16 protein-coding genes and 1 tRNA gene are annotated in these 23,205 nt (G+C 35.2%); 10 read left to right on the top strand and 7 right to left on the bottom strand.

What is annotated here, in order from left to right; genetic code table 11:
• Positions 1-12: 12 nt before the first annotated feature.
• Complete coding sequence (locus tag ABS764_RS03185; RefSeq protein ID WP_408079906.1) at positions 13-1,350, top strand: sigma-54-dependent transcriptional regulator; 1,338 nt, start codon at positions 13-15, stop codon at positions 1,348-1,350.
• Here ABS764_RS03185 and ABS764_RS03180 read toward each other — a convergent pair.
• Both ABS764_RS03180 and ABS764_RS03175 read right to left on the bottom strand, forming a co-directional pair.
• Complete coding sequence (locus tag ABS764_RS03180) at positions 1,347-3,824, bottom strand: hybrid sensor histidine kinase/response regulator (RefSeq protein ID WP_408079904.1); 2,478 nt, start codon at positions 3,822-3,824, stop codon at positions 1,347-1,349. The genes ABS764_RS03185 and ABS764_RS03180 overlap by 4 nt on opposite strands.
• Positions 3,803-5,656, bottom strand: coding sequence for a S9 family peptidase (locus ABS764_RS03175; RefSeq protein WP_408079902.1), 1,854 nt, complete (start codon positions 5,654-5,656; stop codon positions 3,803-3,805). The genes ABS764_RS03180 and ABS764_RS03175 overlap by 22 nt, the downstream gene beginning before the upstream one ends.
• Positions 5,657-5,875: 219 nt before the next feature.
• Between ABS764_RS03175 and mtgA the strand changes: the two genes are divergently transcribed.
• From mtgA to ABS764_RS03145, 6 genes are all read left to right on the top strand, one after another.
• Positions 5,876-6,619, top strand: coding sequence for a monofunctional biosynthetic peptidoglycan transglycosylase (gene mtgA, locus ABS764_RS03170; RefSeq protein ID WP_408079900.1), 744 nt, complete (start codon positions 5,876-5,878; stop codon positions 6,617-6,619).
• The gene (locus tag ABS764_RS03165; protein ID WP_408079898.1) at positions 6,620-7,582 is read left to right on the top strand and encodes a lipid A deacylase LpxR family protein; all 963 of its coding nucleotides are present in this window, start codon (positions 6,620-6,622) and stop codon (positions 7,580-7,582) included.
• Between the two features lie 123 nt (positions 7,583-7,705).
• Positions 7,706-8,770 carry a formylglycine-generating enzyme family protein gene (locus ABS764_RS03160; protein WP_408079896.1) on the top strand — a complete coding sequence of 355 codons (1,065 nt, stop codon included), beginning with the start codon at positions 7,706-7,708 and terminating at the stop codon, positions 8,768-8,770.
• A gap of 107 nt (positions 8,771-8,877) precedes the next feature.
• Positions 8,878-12,870: an ATP-binding protein gene (locus ABS764_RS03155; protein WP_408079894.1), complete on the top strand. Its 3,993-nt coding sequence runs from the start codon at positions 8,878-8,880 to the stop codon at positions 12,868-12,870.
• 108 nt (positions 12,871-12,978) lie between these two features.
• A complete protein-coding gene (locus ABS764_RS03150) occupies positions 12,979-15,465 on the top strand; it encodes a glycoside hydrolase family 31 protein (RefSeq protein WP_408079892.1) in 2,487 nt (828 codons plus the stop codon).
• Between the two features lie 131 nt (positions 15,466-15,596).
• Entirely contained in the window at positions 15,597-16,079 is a 483-nt protein-coding gene (locus tag ABS764_RS03145) for a hypothetical protein (protein WP_408079890.1), read from the top strand.
• A 61-nt stretch (positions 16,080-16,140) separates the two neighbouring features.
• Here ABS764_RS03145 and ABS764_RS03140 read toward each other — a convergent pair.
• Positions 16,141-16,214 (bottom strand) — tRNA-Ala (locus tag ABS764_RS03140).
• Between the two features lie 171 nt (positions 16,215-16,385).
• Here ABS764_RS03140 and ABS764_RS03135 point away from each other — a divergent pair.
• The 3 genes from ABS764_RS03135 (at position 16,386) to ABS764_RS03125 (ending at position 18,629) form a co-directional block, all read left to right on the top strand.
• The gene (locus ABS764_RS03135; RefSeq protein WP_408079888.1) at positions 16,386-17,153 is read left to right on the top strand and encodes an enoyl-CoA hydratase/isomerase family protein; all 768 of its coding nucleotides are present in this window, start codon (positions 16,386-16,388) and stop codon (positions 17,151-17,153) included.
• A 191-nt stretch (positions 17,154-17,344) separates the two neighbouring features.
• Positions 17,345-17,797, top strand: a complete 453-nt coding sequence (locus tag ABS764_RS03130) for a 6-pyruvoyl trahydropterin synthase family protein (RefSeq protein ID WP_408079886.1) — start codon at positions 17,345-17,347, stop codon at positions 17,795-17,797.
• Positions 17,798-17,885: 88 nt separating this feature from the next.
• Positions 17,886-18,629, top strand: a complete 744-nt coding sequence (locus ABS764_RS03125) for a UDP-2,3-diacylglucosamine diphosphatase (RefSeq protein ID WP_408079884.1) — start codon at positions 17,886-17,888, stop codon at positions 18,627-18,629.
• Here the strand turns inward: ABS764_RS03125 and ABS764_RS03120 are convergent.
• The 4 genes from ABS764_RS03120 to recJ all read right to left on the bottom strand — a co-directional run bounded on the left by ABS764_RS03120 (position 18,626) and on the right by recJ (position 23,187).
• Positions 18,626-18,979, bottom strand: coding sequence for a hypothetical protein (locus ABS764_RS03120; protein WP_408079882.1), 354 nt, complete (start codon positions 18,977-18,979; stop codon positions 18,626-18,628). The two genes, ABS764_RS03125 and ABS764_RS03120, sit on opposite strands and share 4 nt — an antisense overlap.
• Positions 18,980-19,054: 75 nt before the next feature.
• Positions 19,055-20,095: a glycosyltransferase family 9 protein gene (locus ABS764_RS03115; protein WP_408079880.1), complete on the bottom strand. Its 1,041-nt coding sequence runs from the start codon at positions 20,093-20,095 to the stop codon at positions 19,055-19,057.
• Positions 20,096-20,215: 120 nt separating this feature from the next.
• A complete protein-coding gene (locus tag ABS764_RS03110) occupies positions 20,216-21,496 on the bottom strand; it encodes an MFS transporter (protein WP_408079878.1) in 1,281 nt (426 codons plus the stop codon).
• A complete protein-coding gene (gene recJ, locus ABS764_RS03105) occupies positions 21,496-23,187 on the bottom strand; it encodes a single-stranded-DNA-specific exonuclease RecJ (protein ID WP_408079876.1) in 1,692 nt (563 codons plus the stop codon). Before recJ ends, ABS764_RS03110 begins: the two co-directional genes overlap by 1 nt.
• Positions 23,188-23,205: the final 18 nt, after the last annotated feature.

The following is a 23,205-nucleotide window of genomic DNA, read 5'->3' as shown; positions in this document are numbered from 1 at the left end:
AATGTGCTAGTAATGCTGAAGATTTTAATTATTGAAGATGATATTTCGTTTTGCAAACTTTTAGAAAAGTTTCTAATCAAAAATAATTATGCAGTTAGTATTGCTTTTTCGGCAACAGAAGCACGTTTGCTGACTCAAAACGTAGTATTTGATCTTATATTAACTGATTTACGATTGCCTGATGCAGACGGTATTGAGTTACTGGCAGAATTTAAAACTAAATATCCTGAGACTCCGGTAATTTTAATGACAGGCTATTCAGAAGTGAGCACTGCCGTAAAAGCTATTAAAAATGGCGCCTCTGATTATATTTCGAAACCCTTCAATCCTGATGAGGTCCTGGTAGTTATAAGTAATGCATTAGCTAAAGATAAGACTAGTGATAAACCAACAAAACAAACTCAAAAACCATCGGTTAAAGAAAAGCTTTCTAAAGAGTATGTGCAGGGAATTTCTACAGCTTCAAAAAAACTTTCAGAACATATTAAACTGGTAAGTCCTACGGATATGTCCGTTTTAATTATTGGTGAAAGCGGAACAGGGAAAGAAGTAATAGCACAAAGCATTCATCAACAAAGTCACCGCAAACAGAATAATTTTATTGCTGTTGATTGTGGAGCAATTCCAAAAGAACTGGCAGCAAGCGAATTTTTCGGACATCTGAAAGGTTCTTTTACAGGAGCTATTTCTGATAAAACAGGCTACTTTGAAGCAGCAAGTGGCGGAACTCTTTTTCTGGATGAAATAGGAAATTTATCTTATGAAAATCAAATCCAGTTGTTGCGTGCTTTACAGGAACGGAAAATTAAACCTGTAGGCAGCAATAAAGAAATTGAAGTAGATATCCGGATTATTACAGCTACCAATGAAGATTTGCGTGAAGCAGTCAAAAATGGTGATTTCAGGGAAGATTTATACCATAGGATTAATGAATTTTCAATTCACTCGCCTTCGCTTGCAGAACGTGAAGAAGATCTGATTTTATTTGCAGAATTTTTTCTTGAAAAAGCCAATGCGCAATTGCACAAAGAAGTCATCGGGTTTTCAAAAGAAGTGGTTGCGATTTTTCAAAATTACAACTGGCCCGGAAATTTAAGAGAATTACAGAATTGTGTTAAACGCGCTACTTTATTAACGCAGGGCGATTTTATTGAAAGTGCTGTATTGCCTGTTGAATTTTTTACTCAAAATGAAACCAAAAAGGATTCTTTTTCTTTGTCCGAAAATGAAAAAGAAGCCATTGAAAATGCTTTGTTCAAAACAAAAAATAACAAATCAGAAGCGGCAAAACTTTTACAAATTACCCGAAAAACTTTGTACAATAAACTCAAGTTGTACGATATTCATTAAATAGATTTTTCCAGATCCAGGAGCAATACTTTTATTTTTGATTTTAAATCAGTAAAAAGTGTTTTTAATTCCGCATCATTATAATCTAATGATTCAAGATTGTTTAAAATTCTGGCGATTTCTAAGGCTTCAATCTGTTTGAACATAGGAGCCATTTTATGTGCTACCTGTTTAATCCTGTCATAATCAGCTGTTTTTATACTGTTTTCCAGCATAAAAAGATTGGAATTAGTTGATGAAATAAATGATTGAACTACTGTTTTTATCGCTTCGTTGTCCTCTTTTAAGAATAGTTTTAGTGAATCCAAAGAAAATAACTGATTCTCATTTTTTATTTTTTTTATTTCGTTTTCCTGAACAGGAAGAGTTTCTTTATTAAAAATAGCATCTATAGTTTGTAAAAGGATAGAAGGAGTAAAGGGTTTTTTGAGAACTGCGGTGAAACCTGCTTTTTTGTATATTTCTTCTGCCAGATCTGTTCTTCCGGTTACTGCTATAACGGGCTGTTTATGATATGATTTTTTCTTCTTTTTTAATTTTTTAATCAGTTCAAACCCGTCTGTTACTGGCATTTGTATATCGGTAATAAGCATGTCAAAAGGTTCAGAGATTAAATTTTGTAAGGCTTGCTCAGCATTAGAGAATGAAATTACGGTATAGAACTCCTTTAAAACTTCGGTAGTGAGTTGTAGTAAATCAGCATCATCGTCCACTACTACAATAGTTTTGTTTGACTGAGCAGGTGTAAAAACTACAGGATTTTTCTCTTCAGTTAGCTGTTGCCCGTCAAAAGTTACAGGCAGGACTATTTCAAAACAGCTTCCTTTTTTAGAACTGTTTTTCAGATATAAGTCTCCGCCTAAAAGTGCGATTATTTTTCTTGAAATGGCTAATCCCAGACCGGTTCCGCCATATTTTTTTTCGATAGTTTCATTGGCCTGTGCAAATTCTTCAAAAATCAGATTCTGACTTTCTTTTTCAATCCCTATTCCCGAATCTTCAATGATTATAAACGCTTTTTGAGATTTAGAGTCAAAAATAACCGCTATTCTGATAAAGCCCTCTTCAGTGAATTTATAGGCATTACCAATGATATTAATTAAAACCTGTTTCAATCGGAAAGCATCACCAATGATTGGTTTTTTGAGTTTTTCATCAATGGAAATCTGTAGCTCAATATTTTTTTGTGAATATACCGACTGCAAATTTGCGGTGACTTCCTGTATGGTTTGGAATAAGGAAAATGATTTTTTTTCAAGATTAATTTTCCCTGCTTCAATTTGTGAAAAATCCAGTAAATCCTGAACCAGTCTGGAAATATATTCCGAAGAGTTTTTGATATTACTCGTAAAATAGGACTGCTTGCTGCTTAAGGTTGATTTTCCTAATAATTCAGCATAGCCCATAATGGTGCTTAATGGTGTTTTTAAATCATGGCTGACGGTAGAAATGAGTTGTTCCCTGCTTCTGAGTAAATTTTGAGTTTTAAAATTGGCAATTTCCAATTGTTTTTTATACGATTGTGTTTTTGAAAAATCACTGGCAATTAGTATCGAGAAAACAATAGTGAGCAACAAACCTAATATAGCAGCATAGGTCACTATCTGGTTGATTTTTTTTAAGGATTTTTCTTTTTCATTGTTGTTTTTTACTGAGGAAGTAATGATTTCCTGTTCGATGACACGAAGTACTTTTCTTAACTGATCTGAAATTAAAATTTCATTAGTAAGCAATTTACTTTCCTGAATACTTAAGGATTCTTTTTTCTTTTCGGTTTCCCGTTTTACTTTGCTCAATAATCGTTTAGAAGCTGCTAAAATGGAATCCGTTTCTTTTTTGGTGAGGGTATTGCTGGTATCATCGGGAATATTCTGATTGAGATAATCAATATAATTTTGTAAAATGTTCCGTTGATGGCTGTTTAATTTTTCAGGATTTCTGGTGAAATCCTGTAGTTTTAATTTGCTGAGTGATAATTCAAGTTGGGTTAATTCCTGAATAGCTTCATTTACAGAAGCTTCATCAGAAGTTTTATTTTTGATTGCTTTGAGGTGTTTGATATTTTGTGTTTTTTCGGTAAGCAATACCATTACACTATCCAGTAATTTTATTTGATATTCGCTGGAGAGTGTTTTTTTTAAAGAACCAATCCGCTTCTGTAAAGCATTAGTTTCCTGAATGTATTCTTTATAATCGGTCTCAGAATTAGACTGAATTGTTTTTCGTGCTAAACTTTCTGTTTTATATACATTAGAAAAAAGCTGACTTACTTTTAAAACTTTATTTTTTTCAAAAGCTATTTTGTTTTCAATTTTAGAATAATCCATATTTTCAGTGTATAAAATCCAGCCTACACCTGCAACAAGTGCTACTAGAATCATATAACTGATAAATACTTTTACAGGAATGTTACTGTTTTTGTTTCCCATTTTAATACTCTGATTATTATTTTCTATAAAGTTTCTTTTAGCCATTTAAAAAATTCTCTTTGCCAGATTTGTGCATTTTGCGGTTGTAATACCCAATGGTTTTCTTCCGGAAAATAGAGCAATCGGCTTTTAATTCCGCGCAATTGTGCCGCTTGAAAAGCTTCTTGTGCCTGACCGGTTGGCACACGAAAATCTTTTCCGCCCTGAATGACTAGCAGGGGTGTATTCCAGTTTTCGACCCGGTTTATCGGATTGAATTCGTTGTATGCTTTTTGAGCCGCAGTATTGTCTTTTTCCCAATATGGACCACCAAAATCCCAGTTGCTAAAGAATATTTCTTCGGTAGTTCCGTACATACTTTGGGTATTGAATACGCCATCGTGTGCAATAAAAGTTTTAAAACGATTTTGATGGATTCCGGCTAAATAAAACACAGAATAACCACCAAAACTGGCACCAATACAGCCCAACCGATTGGCATCAACATAACTTTCCTGAGCTACATCATCAATAGCAGAAAGATAATCGTTCATTACTTGTCCGCCCCAGTCTTTGCTGATTTGTTCGTTCCATTCAACCCCGTGACCGGGCATTCCACGACGATTAGGAGCCACAATAATATAATCATTGGCAGCCATTAATTGAAAATTCCATCGGTAAGAATAAAACTGGGTCAACGCACTTTGAGGTCCACCCTGACAATATAATAGAGTTGGATATTTTTTTGAAACATCAAAATTAGGTGGAAAAATAAGCCAGACCAGCATTTTTTTACCATCAGTAGTAGTTACATATCTTTTTTCGGTTTTGCTTAAAGCCAAAGACTGATAAATTTCAGTATTAATATGGGTTAATTGTTGCCAAATATTTTCAACTAAATCATAGGAGAATATTTCAGCCGCATGATTGGTGTCTTCTCTGCTGACTATAATTTTTGTATTATTAAAACCAGTCAGATTTGTAATGTCAAAATAACCATCGGTGATTTGTTGCACTTGAGGCAGCATCTTTGTAAGTTCCGGAAAATAGACTTCAAATAATTGTTTTGTGCCGTCAATGGGAGCGATGAAATATATTTTTTGGCTATCTTCACTCCAAATAAAACTATCCACTGTTCCATCCCAATGTGCTGTTAAGTTGATTTTCAGTCCTTGAAAAAGAACAATAATATCATTTTTATCGGCTTCATAACCATCCCGTTTCATTTGCAGCCATGCTAGAATTCCTGTAGCTGAAAACTGTGGCGCTACATCATAACCTGCATTTTCTTCCGTAAGATTAGTGGTTTTAGCTGTTTGTAATTCGTATTGAAAAATATTAGTATTGGTAGAAAGGGCATATTGTGTACCTGTTTTTTTCTTTGATACATACAGAATATTTTTACTGTCCGGAGACCAGATGTAATCTTCATCTCCACCAAAAGGTTTTTGCGGGCAATCAAAAAGTTCGTTTTCCATGATGTCCTTTTGCGGAGCATCATCTTTATCTTCTTTATAAAAAACATGATTAAATTTGCCTTCATTCCAGCTATCCCAATGGCGGTAATTTAAAGAATCATAAATTTGAACGTCAGCTTTTTCCAGTTCAGGATAAAAATCTTTCCCTAAGACATTTTCCAGTTTTACTTCCTGATGGGAAAGCAGGTATTTGCCATCAGGCGATAGTTTTTTATTGATTAAAATTGTATTCGGGTCTTCAATTTCAGTAGGATTTCCGCCATTTATGGGAATAAAATAATTTTTGATTTCCTGTTTGTTTTCTTCAACTGAAGGTGTACTTACTTTATAAACAATATATTTTTTGTCTTTGGATATCCCCAGAGTTGTTATCCGTTTTAATTGCCACAGTAAGGAGGCTGTCATTTTATTTTGAGTCATGTTTTGAAGCTAACATTTATTTAGAACCATAAAAATAGGAATTTTAAAATGGCTGGTTCCGGTATTGTAAAGGTTTTAAGATTTAATTGAGAAATAAGAATAAATGTTATTGGATGATTAATTAAAAAAAGTAATTTTACCTTATCTAGAAAATACGGATAGTTTATGAGTGTCTGTATTTTATTTTTTTTCAAAAAAAGTATCAGGAGAATAGCATAAATGGCAACAAAAATCACACCTAAAAAATCAAATTCAAAACCTCAAACTAAGAAGTCGCAGGGATTTATGGCTAAAATGAGGAGGATTGTATTAAAAATTATTTTGTGGTTTATAGGTCTTTCTTTGTTTTTTGTAGTCTTTTTTAAATTTGTTCCGGTACCTTTTACGCCGCTTATGCTAATCCGTGCTATTGAAAACAAAGCGGCGGGTAAGCCTGTTTATTTCAACCATGACTGGGAACCATTGGAAAACATTTCGGTTAATTTACAAAAAGCTGTTATTGCCAGTGAAGACGGTTTGTTTTTAAAACATCATGGTTTTGATTTTAAAGCCATGCAAAAAGCCTATAAAAACAACGAGCGCGGCAGAAGAATAAAAGGCGGAAGCACTATTTCCCAGCAAACGGCAAAAAATGTTTTTCTCTGGCAGGGACGTAGTTATGTCAGGAAAGCTCTTGAGGCTTATTTTACAGTTTTGATTGAGTTGATTTGGGGAAAGGAACGCATAATGGAAGTGTATCTCAATAGTATAGAAATGGGCAATGGCGTCTATGGAGCTCAGGCTGCTGCCGAACACTGGTACCGAAAAGATGCCGCTAATTTAACACCAAGACAGGCAGCAGGAATTGCAGCCATTTTACCTAATCCCCGAAAATTTACCGCTACCAGTTCTTCGTCCTATATCAACAGAAGAAAAGACAAAATTGTACGTGTAATGCGCACAGTGGGAAAAATAGAATATTAAATGCAATCAAAAAAAGTACTTTTTTTCTGTTTTTTTTTATTGATTTCGGCAAATGCAGTAAGTCAGAAAGCTCCTTTTGAAATAGGTATCGTTACCGATAATGATTTATATACTTCTACTAAAAATGACCAGTATTATACCAATGGACTGGAAATTTTTTACAGGTATTTATCTTCAAAAAATAAACCGAATGTTTTAAAAAGAATAAATGAAATTAAGGCAGGACAATATATGTACAGCCCCAGATTCATTTATGTTGATGAAGAACAAATGTTTGACAGACCGTTTGCAGGTTACCTTTTTGGTCAGTTTGGCAGAACCACCTTTTACAGCAATCAGTCCGTATTTAAAAAACAGCTCCAGATAGGTGTTCTGGGACCTAATTCTTTTGCAGATAAGATACAAAAGGGAACGCACCGTTTATTTAATTACACTGCTTTTGAAGAGTGGAAATATCAAATTCATAATGCCTTCGGACTGCAATTTAATGTTTTGTTTGCTAAAGCTTTTTCGGGCAATAAACAAAGAGACAGAGTTGATTTTCATTGGCAGTCTGAGGCAAAATTGGGCACAATTTTTACGTCTTTTTCTACAGGGTTTGTTACAAGAATTGGAATTAAAAAATTAGTTCCTCTTTCGGAGTCTAATTTTTATGGTGCTTCATTGACAACTGAAAAGGAAGGTGTAAAAGAGGAGTTTTATTTTTATATGGCTCCTTATTTTAATTACCAGATGTATGATGCCACTATACAGGGAAGCCTTTTTAGTAACAGCAGCCCGGTTACTTTTGATGTCATTCCGTTTCGTTTTAATGCCGAAGCAGGATTGAGATACCGAAAAAAAAATCTGAATCTTTCTTATGCTTTTGTTTACAGGGGAAAAGAAGTAAAGTTTTATAGAAATATAGGGTATTTTTATGGTTCAATAGGTATTTCCTATATTTTTAATAATTCAAGTCACTAGTTTAAAATCGAATCGAACATACCAGCACAATCAGTTTTGTTGTTAGAATTGGAATAAAAAAGTAGTAGTTTTGTCTGGTACTATATTTCAGGATAGTACTTTTTAGATAAACATTATGATTGTATGAAAATAAACAAATGGATTTTTGGAGTTTTGTTGATTGTTATTAGTGCTTGCAATAACAAAGCGCAGCTTGTCAAAGAACAGCCTAAGGATGTTTCGACGCCTCCTAATATGGTTTGGATTCCGGGAAATAGTTTTACGCAGGGAGCAAAGGAAAATGATCGCTTAGCACTCGAACACGAGAAACCGGCACATAGTGTGGCAGTGGATGGTTTTTTTATGGATATCACCGAAGTGACCAATGCCAGTTTTAAAAAATTTGTCGATGAAACACATTATGTAACTACTGCCGAAAGACCTATTATATGGGAAGAATTCAAAAAAAGTCTGCCTGAAGGAACACCTAAACCGGCCGATTCATTATTGCAACCTGGGTCTTTGGTTTTTAATGAGAAAGTAAAAAATGTGACCAATTATACTGATTTTCGCCAATGGTGGAAATGGGTAAAAGGAGCAAACTGGCGTCATCCGGAAGGAGATAACTCTGATATCATTGGAAAAGAAAATTATCCCGTAGTTCATATTTCTTATGAAGATGCTCAGGCTTATTGTAAATGGGCAAAACGCCGATTACCTACAGAAGCCGAATGGGAACTGGCTGCAATGGGTAATTTAAAAAATCCGGTTTACAGCTGGGGAGATGATGCCTCAAAAACAGACAAAGAAGCCAATACCTGGCAGGGTGATTTCCCTAATTACAACAGTAAAAGCGATGGCTATTCGGCTTTAGCAGCAGTAAAATCATTTGTTCCAAACTCATTGGGGATTTATGATATTGCAGGAAATGTTTGGGAATACACTCAGGATTGGTACAACGTAAATTATTATCAGGAGTTATTTTCGAAAGGAGAAACTACCAGAAATCCTCAGGGAGCTAACGAAGCTTGGAATCCTGCCAATCAATATGAAAAAGAGCGAATTATAAAAGGCGGTTCTTTTTTATGTAATGAATCGTATTGTTCCAGTTTCAGAATCTCTGCCCGAATGGGAATGGCGGAAGGTTCCAGTTCTAATCATGTAGGTTTTAGAACCGTAGTTGATTTAAAAATGCTTCAAAAAGATTAATTTTTGAAACTGTAAAAAATTATAAAACCGTTTCGTTTAAAAAAGCGAAACGGTTTTTTTGTAGTTTCGTCAGAAGTAATTCCATATTAGAATTCCAAATAATAATTATGAGTATTCATTTTCGGCGAATTTTACCAATGCTGTTCTTGTGTTTTTGTGTATTTCTAAATGCGCAACAATCTTTCGTATTTACAGCTATCGATTCTAAAAACGGGCTATCGGAGAATAGGGTTCGATCTATTCTTCAGCTTCACGACGGACGAATGGTTGTTACTACCGAAGGTGTTACCAATATTTATGACGGAACTTCCTTTAAATATTTGCATTTAAAAGGCAATAACATTTCCCGATTAACTGGTTATTCAGGATTTCATCACGGATATGTGGATAAAGAGTATGTCTGGATAAAAGACAAAGGAAAGCTGATGTGTATTGACATTAAACAGGAACATTTTGTGACCAAACCCGATAGTGTTTTATCTAAATTGGGAATTCGGGAACCCATAGCTGATTTTTTTGTCGATACTTCTAAGAATTATTGGGTGCTTACTTCTTCCGATAAGTTGTTATTTCGAAATGCTAAAAACGGAAAGATTTCAGTTTTTCTTAAAAATGTTTCTGCCCGAAATGGAGTCAAAGACCAACTGTATGATGTAGCTGTTATCCGGCAACAACTCTTTCTTTTTTATAAAAACGGATTAATTGTTTGTTATGATTTGAATACGGCTAAAGAGTTGTACAAAACCAATTCGTTATCAAATCAGGAACAATTAAAGTATAATAATACGCTGATGGTGGTACAGTCAGACAACGCATTGTACCAAATCCGAAATGGGTCAACAGGCATTATGCTGGTTTACGATATTAAAAAACGAACACACACTAAAATACTCGAAACCGATTATTGGCTCAATACTATTTCATTGGATAACAAAGGAAACTTATGGGTGAGTTGCGCCATCGGATTGTGGTTTATTGACAAAAATTTGAAAGAAAAACATTTTATTCCGTCATTCCGATTGGTTGACGGAACTGAAGTAAATACTGAAGCCAGTACGTTGTATAACGATTCACAGGGCGGACTCTGGATTGGTACATTCAATCATGGACTATTATATTATCATCCTGAGCGATTCAAATTTAAGAATGTAGGTAAAACTTTTTTTGGAAAGCAATCAAAAGATATTGATGTCAGCTGCTTTGAGCAAACGGCAGAGAATACGATCTTGGTTGGAACCAAAAACGGATTGTACACCTATTTACCTGAAACTTTAAAACTTTCTGTTTTTTCGGGATTCCCAGCCGATGCAGATTGTCTTTCGATGACTAAAGATTTCCAAAACAGGATTTGGATTTGTACCAGAAATAAAGGAGTGTATTGCTTACAAAACAATCAGATACAACGTATTGATAAACTAGGTAAAAATTGTCGTTACATGGTTGAAAAACCGGATGGGCAGTTTTTAGCAGCAACAGCAGAAGGATTAGCTGATTATAATCCTGTAAGTGGTTTTTTCCAACTGTTACAGCTGAAATTAAAAGGGAAAGAATTAGGTTCTGTTTCTCAGCTGATTGCTTTTGACAAACAATCTTTTTTAGGAAGAAGTGATGCTGGATTATTTGTTTATAATTATAAAAATAATAAGATCAGCCAACCTCTGAAAGTACTTTTGAAGAATGAAAACCAACATTACACCGCTGTTTTCAAAGACAGTCGTGGGATTATATGGATTGGAACTCAGGATGGGTTAAGTGTCTGGCAGCCACCAAAAGCCGAATTACATACACTTTTTACAGATGACGGCTTAATTAATAACAGCATTAAAGGAATTACAGAAGACAAAAAAGGATTAATCTGGGTTACTACTGCGGGAGGAGTTTCCCGGATTGCAGTGGATAACAAAGAAAAGCAACTTCGTTTTTCGATGGCAAATTTTAATCATTTGGATGGTGTGATTGAAAATGAATTTACCACTTCGGCAATTTTTACTTCGGATAACGGACAGTTGTATATGGGCGGTGTAAATGGTTTTAACAGCATCGATTTACAGAAGCCCTGGTCGTCTAAACAATTACAAAAGCCTTTGTTTACGGGTTTGATGCTTTTTGGAACCCATGTAAAAACAGGGGAATCCTATGATGGCAATGTTATATTGAAAAATACAATTGCTACAACTAAAACTATAGCCTTAAACTACAATCAGAACTTTATAAGTGTTGCCTTTTCGGCATTGAATTATGTCAATCCCACGCAAACGTATTACCGCTATCGCTTGGAAGGCGTTGATGAAAACTGGCGTGAAATAGTGGCTCAAAATGGTACCGGAACTGCTTCTTATACTAATTTGGCTCCCGGAACTTACATTTTGAAAGTAAAAGCGGTCAGCAATAACAGAGAATGGTCGAAAGAGTATGCCGAAATCAAGATTGTTGTAAACCCACCTTTTTGGAAAACACCAATCGCTTATATTTTGTATCTGGCAGGTGTTTTACTGTTGCTTTATTTATCGTTGTCTTATTATAAAAAATGGACCAATCAGCAATTAATGCGAAAGAATGAAGAAAAACTGAATGAAATGAAATTTAGTTTTTTTACTAATGTCAGTCATGAATTCCGTACACCGCTTACGTTGATTATTAGCCCGCTGGAATCTGTTTTGAAAGAAATAAAAGAAACTGCTATTGAATCAAGAATCAAATTAGTGCACCGTCATGCGTTACATTTACAGCATTTGGTCAATCAGTTATTGGATTTTAGACGCTTGGAAATTTCGGGTGAAAAGCTGAATCTGACTTTTGGGGATGTAGTAGATTTTGTAATGCAGTTCGAAGATTTGTTTGGTAAATTGGCTGAAGAAAAACAAATCGATTTTTCGATACAATCTGAAATAACAGAGCTGTTCCTGTATTTTGATAAAGATAAATTGTATAAGGTAATCAGTAATTTACTGTCCAATTCCTTCAAATTTACTGCAAAAGAAGGAGCTATAATGGTTCGGATTTCACAAAAAAAGGCAGATGCTGTTTATTTAGAAATCATTGATTCGGGTTCGGGAATTTCAGAAAATGATTTACCAAATGTATTCAACCGTTTTTATCAGGCTTCGAGAACTCAGGGTGGAAGCGGGATTGGATTGCATTTGGTGAAAGAATATGTTGAGATGCATTCGGGAGAAATTATCGTAACGAGTGAACCTAATATAAAAACAGTATTTACAATTACAATTCCAACTCATCTTGTTCCGTTACAAACAGATTTGGAAATAAAAAATAAAGATTCACAGTTTTTAACGGAGAGTCAAAGTTTGCTGACAGATGTAAAAAAAGAGAAAATTTTGGTAGTGGAAGATAATGAGGATTTAAGGTCTTTTCTGGTGAATGAGTTAGCGAATACCTACGAAGTTTTTGAAGCTTCAGATGGTGAAGTAGGAGTGGATTTGGCATTGTCTAAATCTCCCGATTTAATTATAAGCGATGTAATGATGCCAAAAGTAAGTGGATTTGAATTATGCGAAAGCATAAAATCTAATGTGCAAACTTCACATATTCCCGTAATATTATTAACTGCCCGTTCCTCAGAAGAACTCAAAATTACAGGCTATCAGGCAGGAGCCGATGAATACTTGTCAAAACCCTTTAATCTCGATATTTTGTTGCTTCGAATAGAGAAATTAATTGCGCAGAAGAATCTTCGTCAAGCTGCTTTTTCTCAAAAATTAGCAGTAAACCCGAAAGAGATTACCATAACATCACTTGATGAACAGTTAATTGAAAAGGCACTTAGCTGTATGGAAAAAAACATGGATAATGCATCTTATTCTGTTCAGGAATTCAGTCAGGATCTGGGAATGGATCGAACGGTATTGTACAAAAAACTGCAATCTATTACAGGACTGGCTCCTTCGGAATTCATTCGTTCCATTCGATTAAAACGAGCCGCTCAACTATTAATTCAGGGACACTATTCCGTAGCTGAGGTATCCGAAAAAGTAGGTTTTAATACGCAAAAATATTTCAGTAAATATTTCAAAGAAGCTTTTGGAGTCAGTCCTTCAAAGTATGCCCAAAGTGAAAAAAATACTGATAATGAGTTACTATAAAGGAATAAACAACGAAATGTACCCATGAAAACAACATATCGTACCTATGCTTTTAAGTGAATAGATTTAGCTTTGGTTCTTTATTGATTAACTAAAAAAATAAACCAAATGAAAAATGCATTTCTGAGTAGAAACTCCAAGTATATGTTATTGCTTGCGATGTTTTCTTTTTCGTCTTTAGTAGCTCAAAGTTTTCAAAAAACAGCTTTGGGGATAAAAACAAAAATTCAGGCACTCGATGTAGAAGTCCAATTTTACAGTCCAACAATTGTTCGTGTTTTAAAATCACCCGAAGGAGTTGCTTTCAAAAAAGAGAGTTTATCTGTTACGAAAAAACCAGAAAGCACAAAATTCACAATGCAACAAAATGGAGATATCGTTTCGTTAAAAAGCGATAAAATGAAAGTGGATTTAGATTTGAAATCAGGTAAGATGTCCTTTAATACTCTTGCCGGAGCATCTCTTTTAAATGAGGCAGCATCAGGAGCAAGCTTTACTGATTTTAATGATGCAGGCTCTAAAACGTATAGCATCAATCAAAATTTTGAATTAGATAAAGACGAAGCTATTTATGGTTTGGGGCAACAACAACGTGGTCAGTTATCACTTCGTAATGCTAAAATCAATATGGTACAAGGGAATGTTGATGACTATGTTCCTTTTTTAGTTTCTACTAAAGGATACGGATTGTTTTGGGATAATTATTCGCCAACTGTTTTTGAAGATAAACCCGAAGTTACATCATTTAAGTCGGAAGTAGGGGATTGTATCGATTATTACTTTATGATTGGTGGAAATATTGATGGTGCTATTGCGGGTATGCGTGAACTTACCGGACAAGCGCCTATGTTTCCTTTATGGACCTTTGGCTATTGGCAAAGTAAGGAGCGCTATAAGAGCCAGGATGAATTGGTAGGTGTTGTGAGCAAATACCGCGAATTAGGAGTGCCACTGGACGGAATTATTCAGGATTGGCAATATTGGGGCAATAATTATTTATGGAATGCGATGGAATTTCTTAATACTGAATTTCCTAACCCAAAGAAAATGGTGGATGATATTCACAACATGAATGCGCATGTAATTATTTCTATCTGGAATTCTTTTGGACCACAAACCAAACAATTCCGGGAAATGCAACCGAAGGGAATGCTTTTAAATTTTGGTACCTGGCCGCAATCCGGACTGGAAACCTGGCCGCCTAATCGGGACTATCCATCAGGTGTTCAGCCCTATGATCCGTATAATCCTGAAGCTCGTAACATTTATTGGAAATACCTGAGTAAAGGTCTTTTTTCTGTAGGTATTGATGGTTGGTGGATCGATTCATCAGAACCGGATCATATGGATTTTAAACCTTCGGATTTTGATATTCCTACCTATTTAGGTTCATTCCGAAAGGTGCGAAATGCTTTTCCTTTGATGGCTGTAGGAGGAGTTTCTGAACACCAACGTGCAGAAAGTTCAGATAAGCGAATTTTTATTCTTACCCGTTCTGCTTTTGCAGGACAACAGCGTTATGGTGCTAATACCTGGTCGGGTGATGTGAATTCGTCCTGGCAATCCTTACGCAATCAGATTCCTGCTGGTCTAAACTTTTCTATGAGTGCTATTCCGTATTGGAATACAGATATTGGAGGTTTCTTTGCTGGTGCTTACAAAAAAGGATGGGGTGACGGTACTAAGAATCCATCCTTTCAGGAATTGTATGTGCGCTGGATGCAGTTTGGTGCATTTACTCCTATGATGCGTTCGCATGGTACTGATATCCCAAGAGAAATATACAATTTCGGAAAAAAAGGGGAGACAATTTATGATGCGATTGCTAAAACAATTGATTTGCGTTATTCACTGTTACCTTACATTTATTCCGCTTCATGGGATATTACAAAAAATCAATCGACAATGATGCGTGCTTTAGTAATGGACTTCGATGATAAGAAGGTAGTTAACATGAACAATGAATATCTATTTGGTAAATCAATATTAGTTGCACCTGTTGTTCATGCACAATATACACCTGAGACCATTGTTAAATCAAACGAAGAAACGGGTTGGAATAAAAATGAGGATACTGATGTTGCTAAAATCCAGGCGGCTACTTTTGGTCAGGCCAAATCAACAAAAGTGTATTTGCCGGAAGGAACATCCTGGTTCGATTTCTGGACAAACGAGGCTTTTAAAGGGGGACAGGAAATAACCAAAGCTACAACAATTGATGAGATTCCATTATACATTAAATCAGGTAGTATTATTCCTTTTGGACCCAAAGTGCAGTATGCAACGGAAAAAAAATGGGATAATTTAGAAATCCGGATTTATCCCGGAGCCGATGGGGAGTTTACTTTATATGAAGATGAAAATGATAATTACAATTATGAAAAAGGAGCTTATTCTACAATAATTTTTAAATGGAATAATAAAACTCAAACTTTAACGATTGGAAAAAGAAGTGGTAGTTTCAACGGTATGCTAAAAAACAGAACCTTTAACATTGTACTTGTAACTAAGGAAAAAGGAACAGGAATACCGACGGGGAAAAATTATGATAAGATCGTTGACTACGACGGAAAACAAAAAAACATCAGGTTATAAAATTGTATTTTTGAAAAGTGATAAAATATAGTAAAGACTTTTTGTTCTATAAAAATTATGATAAATTAGCCTTTAATACTCCATTAGTTGTAAATTAGTGGTAGTATAAAACCATTTTAAAATATAGTTATATGAAAAAATCAGGTATTTTTTGTTTGTTATTCCTTTGTTTCGCTATCGAAAGCTGTAAAAACAACCAAGAACAAAAGGAGGCTGAGAAAGCTAAAATAGAGGCTGACATGGTGGTGAATACAGCATGTTATAAGGCTTTTTATGATAAGGACACAATAGATTTAAAAGTAAATACTTTGGAAAGTGGCAAAGTCTCCGGAGATATGACCATGAAGCTGGATTTATTGCCTCACAAAATGGGAGAATTTTCAGGAGAGTTTCATGGTGATACTTTATTTGTAAGCTACACTTTTATTAATGAAGGAAATGAAAAAATAACCTATAAAAATCCAATGGCTTTTCTTAAAAAAGGAGATGAACTTGTTTTAGGTAACGGAAAAATAGAAACTTCTATGGGAGCTTCTTATTTTGTAAAAGGAGAACCCATAGATTTTGAAAATGTAAAATATAAATTTTCAAAAATTGATTGTGAGGAGAAATAACCTCAAGCAAATAGTATCAATAAAAAAAGTCTTAAACAATTGCTGTTTAAGACTTTTTTTGTGGAGAATACCGGATTCGAACCGGTCACCTCTTGCCTGCCAGGCAAGCGCTCTAGCCAAATGAGCTAATCCCCCAATTTTATTCTAACGATAGGTCACCTTCCCGAGGCTATCGGGACGTTTTAGCCAAATGAGCTAATCCCCCAATTGAGGGGCAAATATAGTATTTTATCAGATTCAAAAAACAACTTTTGAAAAAACTATTCATTTTGTTGAATATTTTTAACTTTACCTAAAAACTATTCCATGACTATACACAGTTCTTCGGGCTCATTAATTACGACCATCGACAATAAAGTTGCCACAGTTGAATTTGGACATCCGGCAAGTAATTCGTTCCCTCGGGTTTTATTGGATTCACTAAGCTCTGAAATAAATAATTTGAGTGTTAATGAAGCTGTCAATGTCATCGTTTTAAAGAGTAAGGGTACAGCGGCTTTTTGTGCCGGAGCTTCTTTTGAGGAACTCTTGGCAGTTACCAATCAGGAAGAAGGACTTGAATTTTTTTCAGGTTTTGCTTATTTAATTAATGCCATGCGCAGCTGTTCAAAACTAATTATCGGGCGTGTTCATGGTAAGACCGTTGGCGGTGGAGTAGGTATTGCAGCAGCCTGCGATTATGTTTTTGCAACTGCAACTGCTTCTGTAAAACTATCCGAACTCGCTATCGGAATTGGTCCATTTGTTATTGAACCTGCCGTGAGCAGAAAAATCGGGAAAACCGCCATGACCGAAATGACTCTGGCAGCTCATGAATGGAAATCAGCAGCCTGGGCACAACAAAAAGGATTGTATGCTGAAGTTTTTGATACTCCGGAATTACTGGATACCGCTGTTGCTGATTTTAGTTCTAAATTGGCTTCTTATAATTCGGAAGCTTTATTTGAAATGAAGAAAGTAATTTGGGATGGTACAGAGAACTGGGAATCACTTTTGTTGGAAAGAGCGGCAATTACCGGGCAATTAGTATTATCTGATTTTACCCGAAAAGCACTGGCAGAATTTAAAAAATAAGATTATTTTTTTTTAGAAGCTATTCCTGCTGTCCGCTATATCTTTTTATTTTGTCCTAGTGAAACTGTCGAAGGACAAAATAAAAAGGATGCCGCTACCATCAGGGCTAGAATGCCGTGAAATCTCAAAGAAGCAATTTTCAGGTCATTTCTCATATCAATTCCTTAAATTTGCAGTCAAAATAATTTACAATGAGTAATATCCGAATTACAAAACAATTTAGTTTCGAAACAGGTCATGCGTTATATGGTTATGACGGAAAATGTAAAAACGTACATGGTCATAGCTATAAATTATCGGTCACCGTTATTGGTAAACCTATTACTGACAGAAATGATGTGAAGTTCGGAATGGTAATTGACTTTTCGGATTTAAAAAAAATTGTCAAAGAAGAAATTGTAGATCAGTTTGATCATGCTACTGTTTTTAACGAAACAACCCCTCATGTGGAATTGGCACAAGAATTAAAAAATCGTGGTCATCATGTAATTTTAGTTGACTATCAGCCTACAAGTGAAAATATGGTTGTCGATTTTGCCAAAAGAATTGTCCGAAGACTGCCTGATGGAATTACATTGTTTTCTTTAAAATTACAGGAAACAGAATCTTCTTTTGCCGAATGGTTTGCAAGTGATAATCTTTAAATAAGTTGTACGTTAAGAGCTAGAAGTTAAGGGTTACACACATAGCTATAACTCACAACTCATACCCCATAATCCATAACTCATCCAAATGAAAAAAGTTTATTTTGCTTCTGACCAGCATTTTGGAGCGCCAACAGCCGAATTAAGTTTTCCCAGAGAACAGAAATTTGTAGCCTGGCTCGATGAAGTGAAAAAAGATGCCGAAGCTATTTTCCTTTTAGGCGATTTATTTGATTTTTGGTTTGAATATAAAACCGTTGTTCCTAAAGGGTTTGTGCGTGTTTTAGGTAAACTGGCCGAAATTCGTGACAGCGGAATTCCAATATATTTTTTCGTTGGTAATCATGATTTATGGATGGATGACTATTTCGAAAAAGAATTAAATATTCCGGTTTATCATGATAATCAGGAATTTACTTTTAACGGGAAAACCTTTCTTATAGGCCACGGTGATGGAAAAGGTCCAGGAGATTTAGGCTATAAACGCATGAAAAAAGTATTTACGAATCCGTTTTCTAAATGGTTTTTCAGATGGCTTCATCCCGATATTGGAGTGCGTTTAGCACAATATCTTTCTGTAAAAAATAAATTGATTTCCGGAGAATCCGATGTGAAATTTCTTGGAGAGGATAAAGAATGGTTGATTCTTTATGCCAAACGAAAACTGGAAACCAAACATTATAATTACCTGGTTTTTGGTCATCGCCATTTACCGATGATTTATCCCGTAGGTGAAAATGCGCAGTATGTTAATCTGGGTGACTGGATTTCATATTTTACTTATGGTGTTTTTGACGGAGAAAATTTTGAATTGAAAACTTTCGAAAATTAATTTCTCCCTTCACTATTAAGATATTCATCCATCTGAATACGGAATAGTGTTCCATTCACTAAGTCTTTAATATCCTTTAATTCATTCATAGATACGGATAAATCCAATGGATATAAAGGGGTTTTTAATAAATACCGGCAGGTGGAATTCAGATTACAGTTCTCACAGCACGTGTTTTTTGCAATACTTTCGTCAATCAGATAATTAAAATCTTTTAGTTCAGAAACGGTAAAAAACAAACCTATTTCTTTAAATATTAATTGAATTCTGTTAGGAATAGCACCTTCTTTTTTTTCCCAGTAAAAAGCAATTCCTAGGCTGTTTAAATATATTTGTTCTATTTGTTCCATAATAACTGATTGTATGAAACAAATATAATTATTATTTATAATAATTCTAAATAAAAACAAAAAAATAAAGTAAGACTAAGTCAGGCGTGTTTTAATAAGTGTAATTATTGCATCTGCATGAGTTGTCTTAGTGTCAATAGCTAGGCTATTGTTGCCATAAGGCTTGTATTTTTCAGGATTTGTTATATGAAAAAGACCTAAAACAGTTGTTTGAGAGGCACAGGCCAAATGCATAATGCCACTATCGGCACCAATAAAGAGGGAGGTATTTGCTATGAAAGCAGCTATTTCACGAACATCTTTACTGTAAAAAGAAGGAGCTTTGAAGTTAATTTGTGAAACATTTTCTACAGGTAATATTTCAACGATATTATAATCGGGGAAAGCAGCTTTTAGTTTTTCATAAAAAGTGTCCCACCAGTCGACACAATAACATTTAGCTCCTGTTGCGAATGTAAAAATGGCAATTGTTTTTTTATTGTCAGGAACAATTCTGTTTAAAATTAATTTTGCATTTTCAACTTCCTGATTGCTAAGTTTCATGTTGATTGTAGGAACTTCACTTTTGCGGGTTGGTAACCCAAACTTTTCTAAATAATACCTAAATTCATAAACAGGATATTTAGCCATATGTGTATAATCGGGATATTGCTGAACGATGTCATCATTTAATTCCCCAAAAGATTTGAAATTAGCATTTGCAAACTGAGTTGATAATCGTCCCGAAGAGGAACCCTGGTCAATGTTGATTACTAAATCATACTTTTTGCGTTTGATTTTGTACCACACCATACAATATCTAATAAGTTCTTTAAAAGGTTTTCGTGGTAAAATGATATAGTCCTGTACAGAAGAATAATTTTTAAAAATTACTGGGGCTAATCCTCCTTTTACAAATAAATCAATTTTGCAATCAGGAAAAACAGTATTGATTTCCTGAACAAGCGGTGTTATCATTAATAAATTTCCTAAACGGTGATTGGGACGGGATATTAGAATTTGTTTAAACTCAATTTTGGAATTTGAATTTTCAGTCCATTTATTATTCCCTATATTTTTAGTTAACCCACGCGTAATTTTTCGTCTTAGTGTATTTATATAGGTTTTAAAACTCATCTTGTATTGGTTTAATATAGGGTTAAAATACAATTTAAATAGAATATTTAAACCAATTTATAGATTAAGCTTTGTATTTGATAAATATTTATCTGAATTTTAAGAAAAAATAGTTTTTTTTTAATCTTCTTTTTCGTGTTCTTCAATGTCTTTTGTTAAATCTAATTTTCTAAAAGTGGGAGAGATTATTCCCGTAGTCAGAACCACTAATAAGGTCATGCTTCCGCCAAAAACTACTGCTGTTACTGTCCCCATCAGCCGGGCTGTTAGTCCGCTTTCAAAAGCGCCTAATTCATTGGATGAGCCAACAAACATGGAATTAACAGCCGAAACTCTTCCCCGCATATTATCAGGCGTTTTAATCTGTAATATTGTCTGACGAATAACAACCGAAATCCCATCAAAAACGCCACTGAAAAATAAAGCAAAAAGGGATACCCAAAACAGGGTAGAAAGTCCAAAAATGATAATACAGACTCCGAAGCCAAAAATAGCAGCCAGCAATTTCATTCCCGCATTTTTGCTCAGAGGCACATATGCCGTAATTAGCATGGTGAGAAAAGCACCTACTGCAGGTGCAGCTCTTAAAAAACCAAACCCTTCCGGTCCCACTTTTAAAATATCCTGTGCAAAAATGGGTAACAGTGCTACTGCACCACCAAAAAGTACCGCAACCATATCTAATGTAATAGCTCCTAAAACCGTTTTGTTGTTAAAAACAAATTTGATCCCTTCCGCTAAACTTTGCATGACAGGTTCTCCAATTTTTGGGTTTAAAATGGGCTTTTCGCTTATTTGCGACAAAGCGAGTAAAGCCATTACAGAACAGGCAAAAACCAAACATAAAGACCAGTGAACACCCATTAAAGTAATTGAAAATCCGGCGACTGCTGGACCTACCACTGCAGCAATTTGCCAAACCGTACTGCTCCAGGTGGCCGCATTGGGATAGATTTTTTTAGGCACAATAAGGGAGAGTAGTGAAAATATTGTGGGACCTAAAAATGCTCTTACTAATCCACCCAGAAATACCAGGAAGTAAATGGCGTACAAAATGATTTGTTGTGAATAGCCTTCAACTACGGTTGGCCATGTCAGTAAAAATAATCCAAAACTAATCACTGAAAAACCAAAAATACATTTCATCAGCAATCCTTTTTTCTCTTTTTGATCTACAATGTGACCTGCAAACAGGGCTAATGAAACGGCAGGAATGACTTCCATTAAACCTATTATTCCCAGAGAAAGTGCATCTTTAGTAATGCTGTAGACTTCCCATTCAATTACTATAAATTGCATGGACCAGGCAAAAACCATAGCAAAGCGAAGAAATAAAAAAGTATTGAATTCTTTGTACCGCAAGGCCGCATAAGGATCTTTCTTTATTTTTTTTGAATTCATTATTGAATGCTTTTTAATCGTAACTGAGTCGAAATTTGCCCATTCCATTCATTTTCATCGATGCAATAGGCAATTTGAAATGTTTTTTGATTCGTAGTTAAATCTATTTTATTCCCTAAACCAAAGCCGATAGCGGCAATACCTTCGGCTGCTGCATTTTGTTTTACAAATAATTTCAGGTGTTCATCTGCTGCGCCCAGTTTTTTGGCATAACCGGTATCTATTACGTTTTTAGTCAAAAAAACAGGTGTCATATTCATCGGGCCAAAAGGTTCGAATTGTTTTAAAATCCGTGTAAGTTTTGGTGTGATGTCCGAAAAATTAATTTCGGCATCAATTTCTATTTCAGGAATAAGCTGGTCGGGATGAATGGTTTTTTGTACTTGTTTTTCAAAAGCTTCTTTAAAAGCGGCATAATTTTCAGCTTTCAGGGTCATTCCGGCAGCATACATGTGTCCGCCAAATTGTTCCAGATGTTCTGAACAGGCTTCCAGTGCATTATACACATCAAAACCTTTTACAGAACGCGCTGAAGCAGCATATTTATCGCCACTTTTAGTAAAAACTAAAGTCGGACGATAGTAAGTCTCTATTAATCTGGAGGCTACTATTCCTATAACACCTTTATGCCAGTTTTCCTGAAAAACAACGGTTGTAAAACGCTGCTGTTCCTGATTGAGTTCAATTTGTTGAAAAGCTTCTTTAGTAATGTGCTTGTCCAGATCTTTCCGGTCGGCATTGTATTGCTCAATTTCCGAAGCAAATTGCTGTGCCTGTTCAAAATCAAATTCGGATAATAATTCCACAGCATGATTACCGTGTTTGATACGTCCGGCTGCATTAATTCTGGGGGCAACAATAAAAACCACATCAGTAATATCCAGGGTTTGTTTTTTGATTTGGTGAATTAAAGCTTTAATTCCCGGTCTTGGATTGTTGTTAATCACCTGCAAACCAAAATAAGCGAGCACTCTGTTCTCACCTGTCATGGGCACAATGTCAGCAGCAATGGCAGTAGCTACTAAATCAAGATATGGAGCCAGATCTTCAATAGTCTGCTCTCTGTTCATGCCCAATGCCTGAATGAGTTTAAACCCAATTCCGCAGCCGCATAATTCGTCATACGGATAGTTGCAATCGGCTCTTTTAGGGTCCAGTACGGCAACGGCTTCGGGTAAAGTTTCGCCGGGTCTGTGGTGGTCACAAATGATGAAATCGATGTTTCGCTCTTTTGCGTAAGCTACATGATCTATAGATTTAATACCGCAATCCAGAGCGATAATCAATGAAAAACCATTGTCGTCTGCGAAGTCAATTCCTTTAAAGGAAACGCCATAACCTTCATCATAACGATCCGGAATATAAGTGGCAACATTGGGATAAAAACTTTTTAGATAAGAAGAAACAAGCGAAACAGCTGTTGTTCCATCAACATCGTAATCTCCAAAAACTAAAATACGTTCGTGGTTTTCGATAGCATTTTCAATGCGTTCAATTGCTTTATCCATATCTTTCATCAGATAAGGATTATGCAAATGATCTAAAGAAGGACGAAAAAAATGTCTGGCTTCTTCAAAAGTTTCAATGCCGCGCTGTACTAATAACTGGGCTACAAAAGGTGCTACATTTAAGGCTTGTGCCAAATGGCTGATTTTGTCTTCCGAAGGTTTGGGTTTAAGAGTCCAACGCATTTGATTCTAGATTTTAGA

Source organism: Flavobacterium plantiphilum (assembly GCF_046000495.1).
GTDB lineage: Bacteria > Bacteroidota > Bacteroidia > Flavobacteriales > Flavobacteriaceae > Flavobacterium > Flavobacterium plantiphilum.
This window is presented reverse-complemented; position numbering and strand designations above follow the sequence as displayed.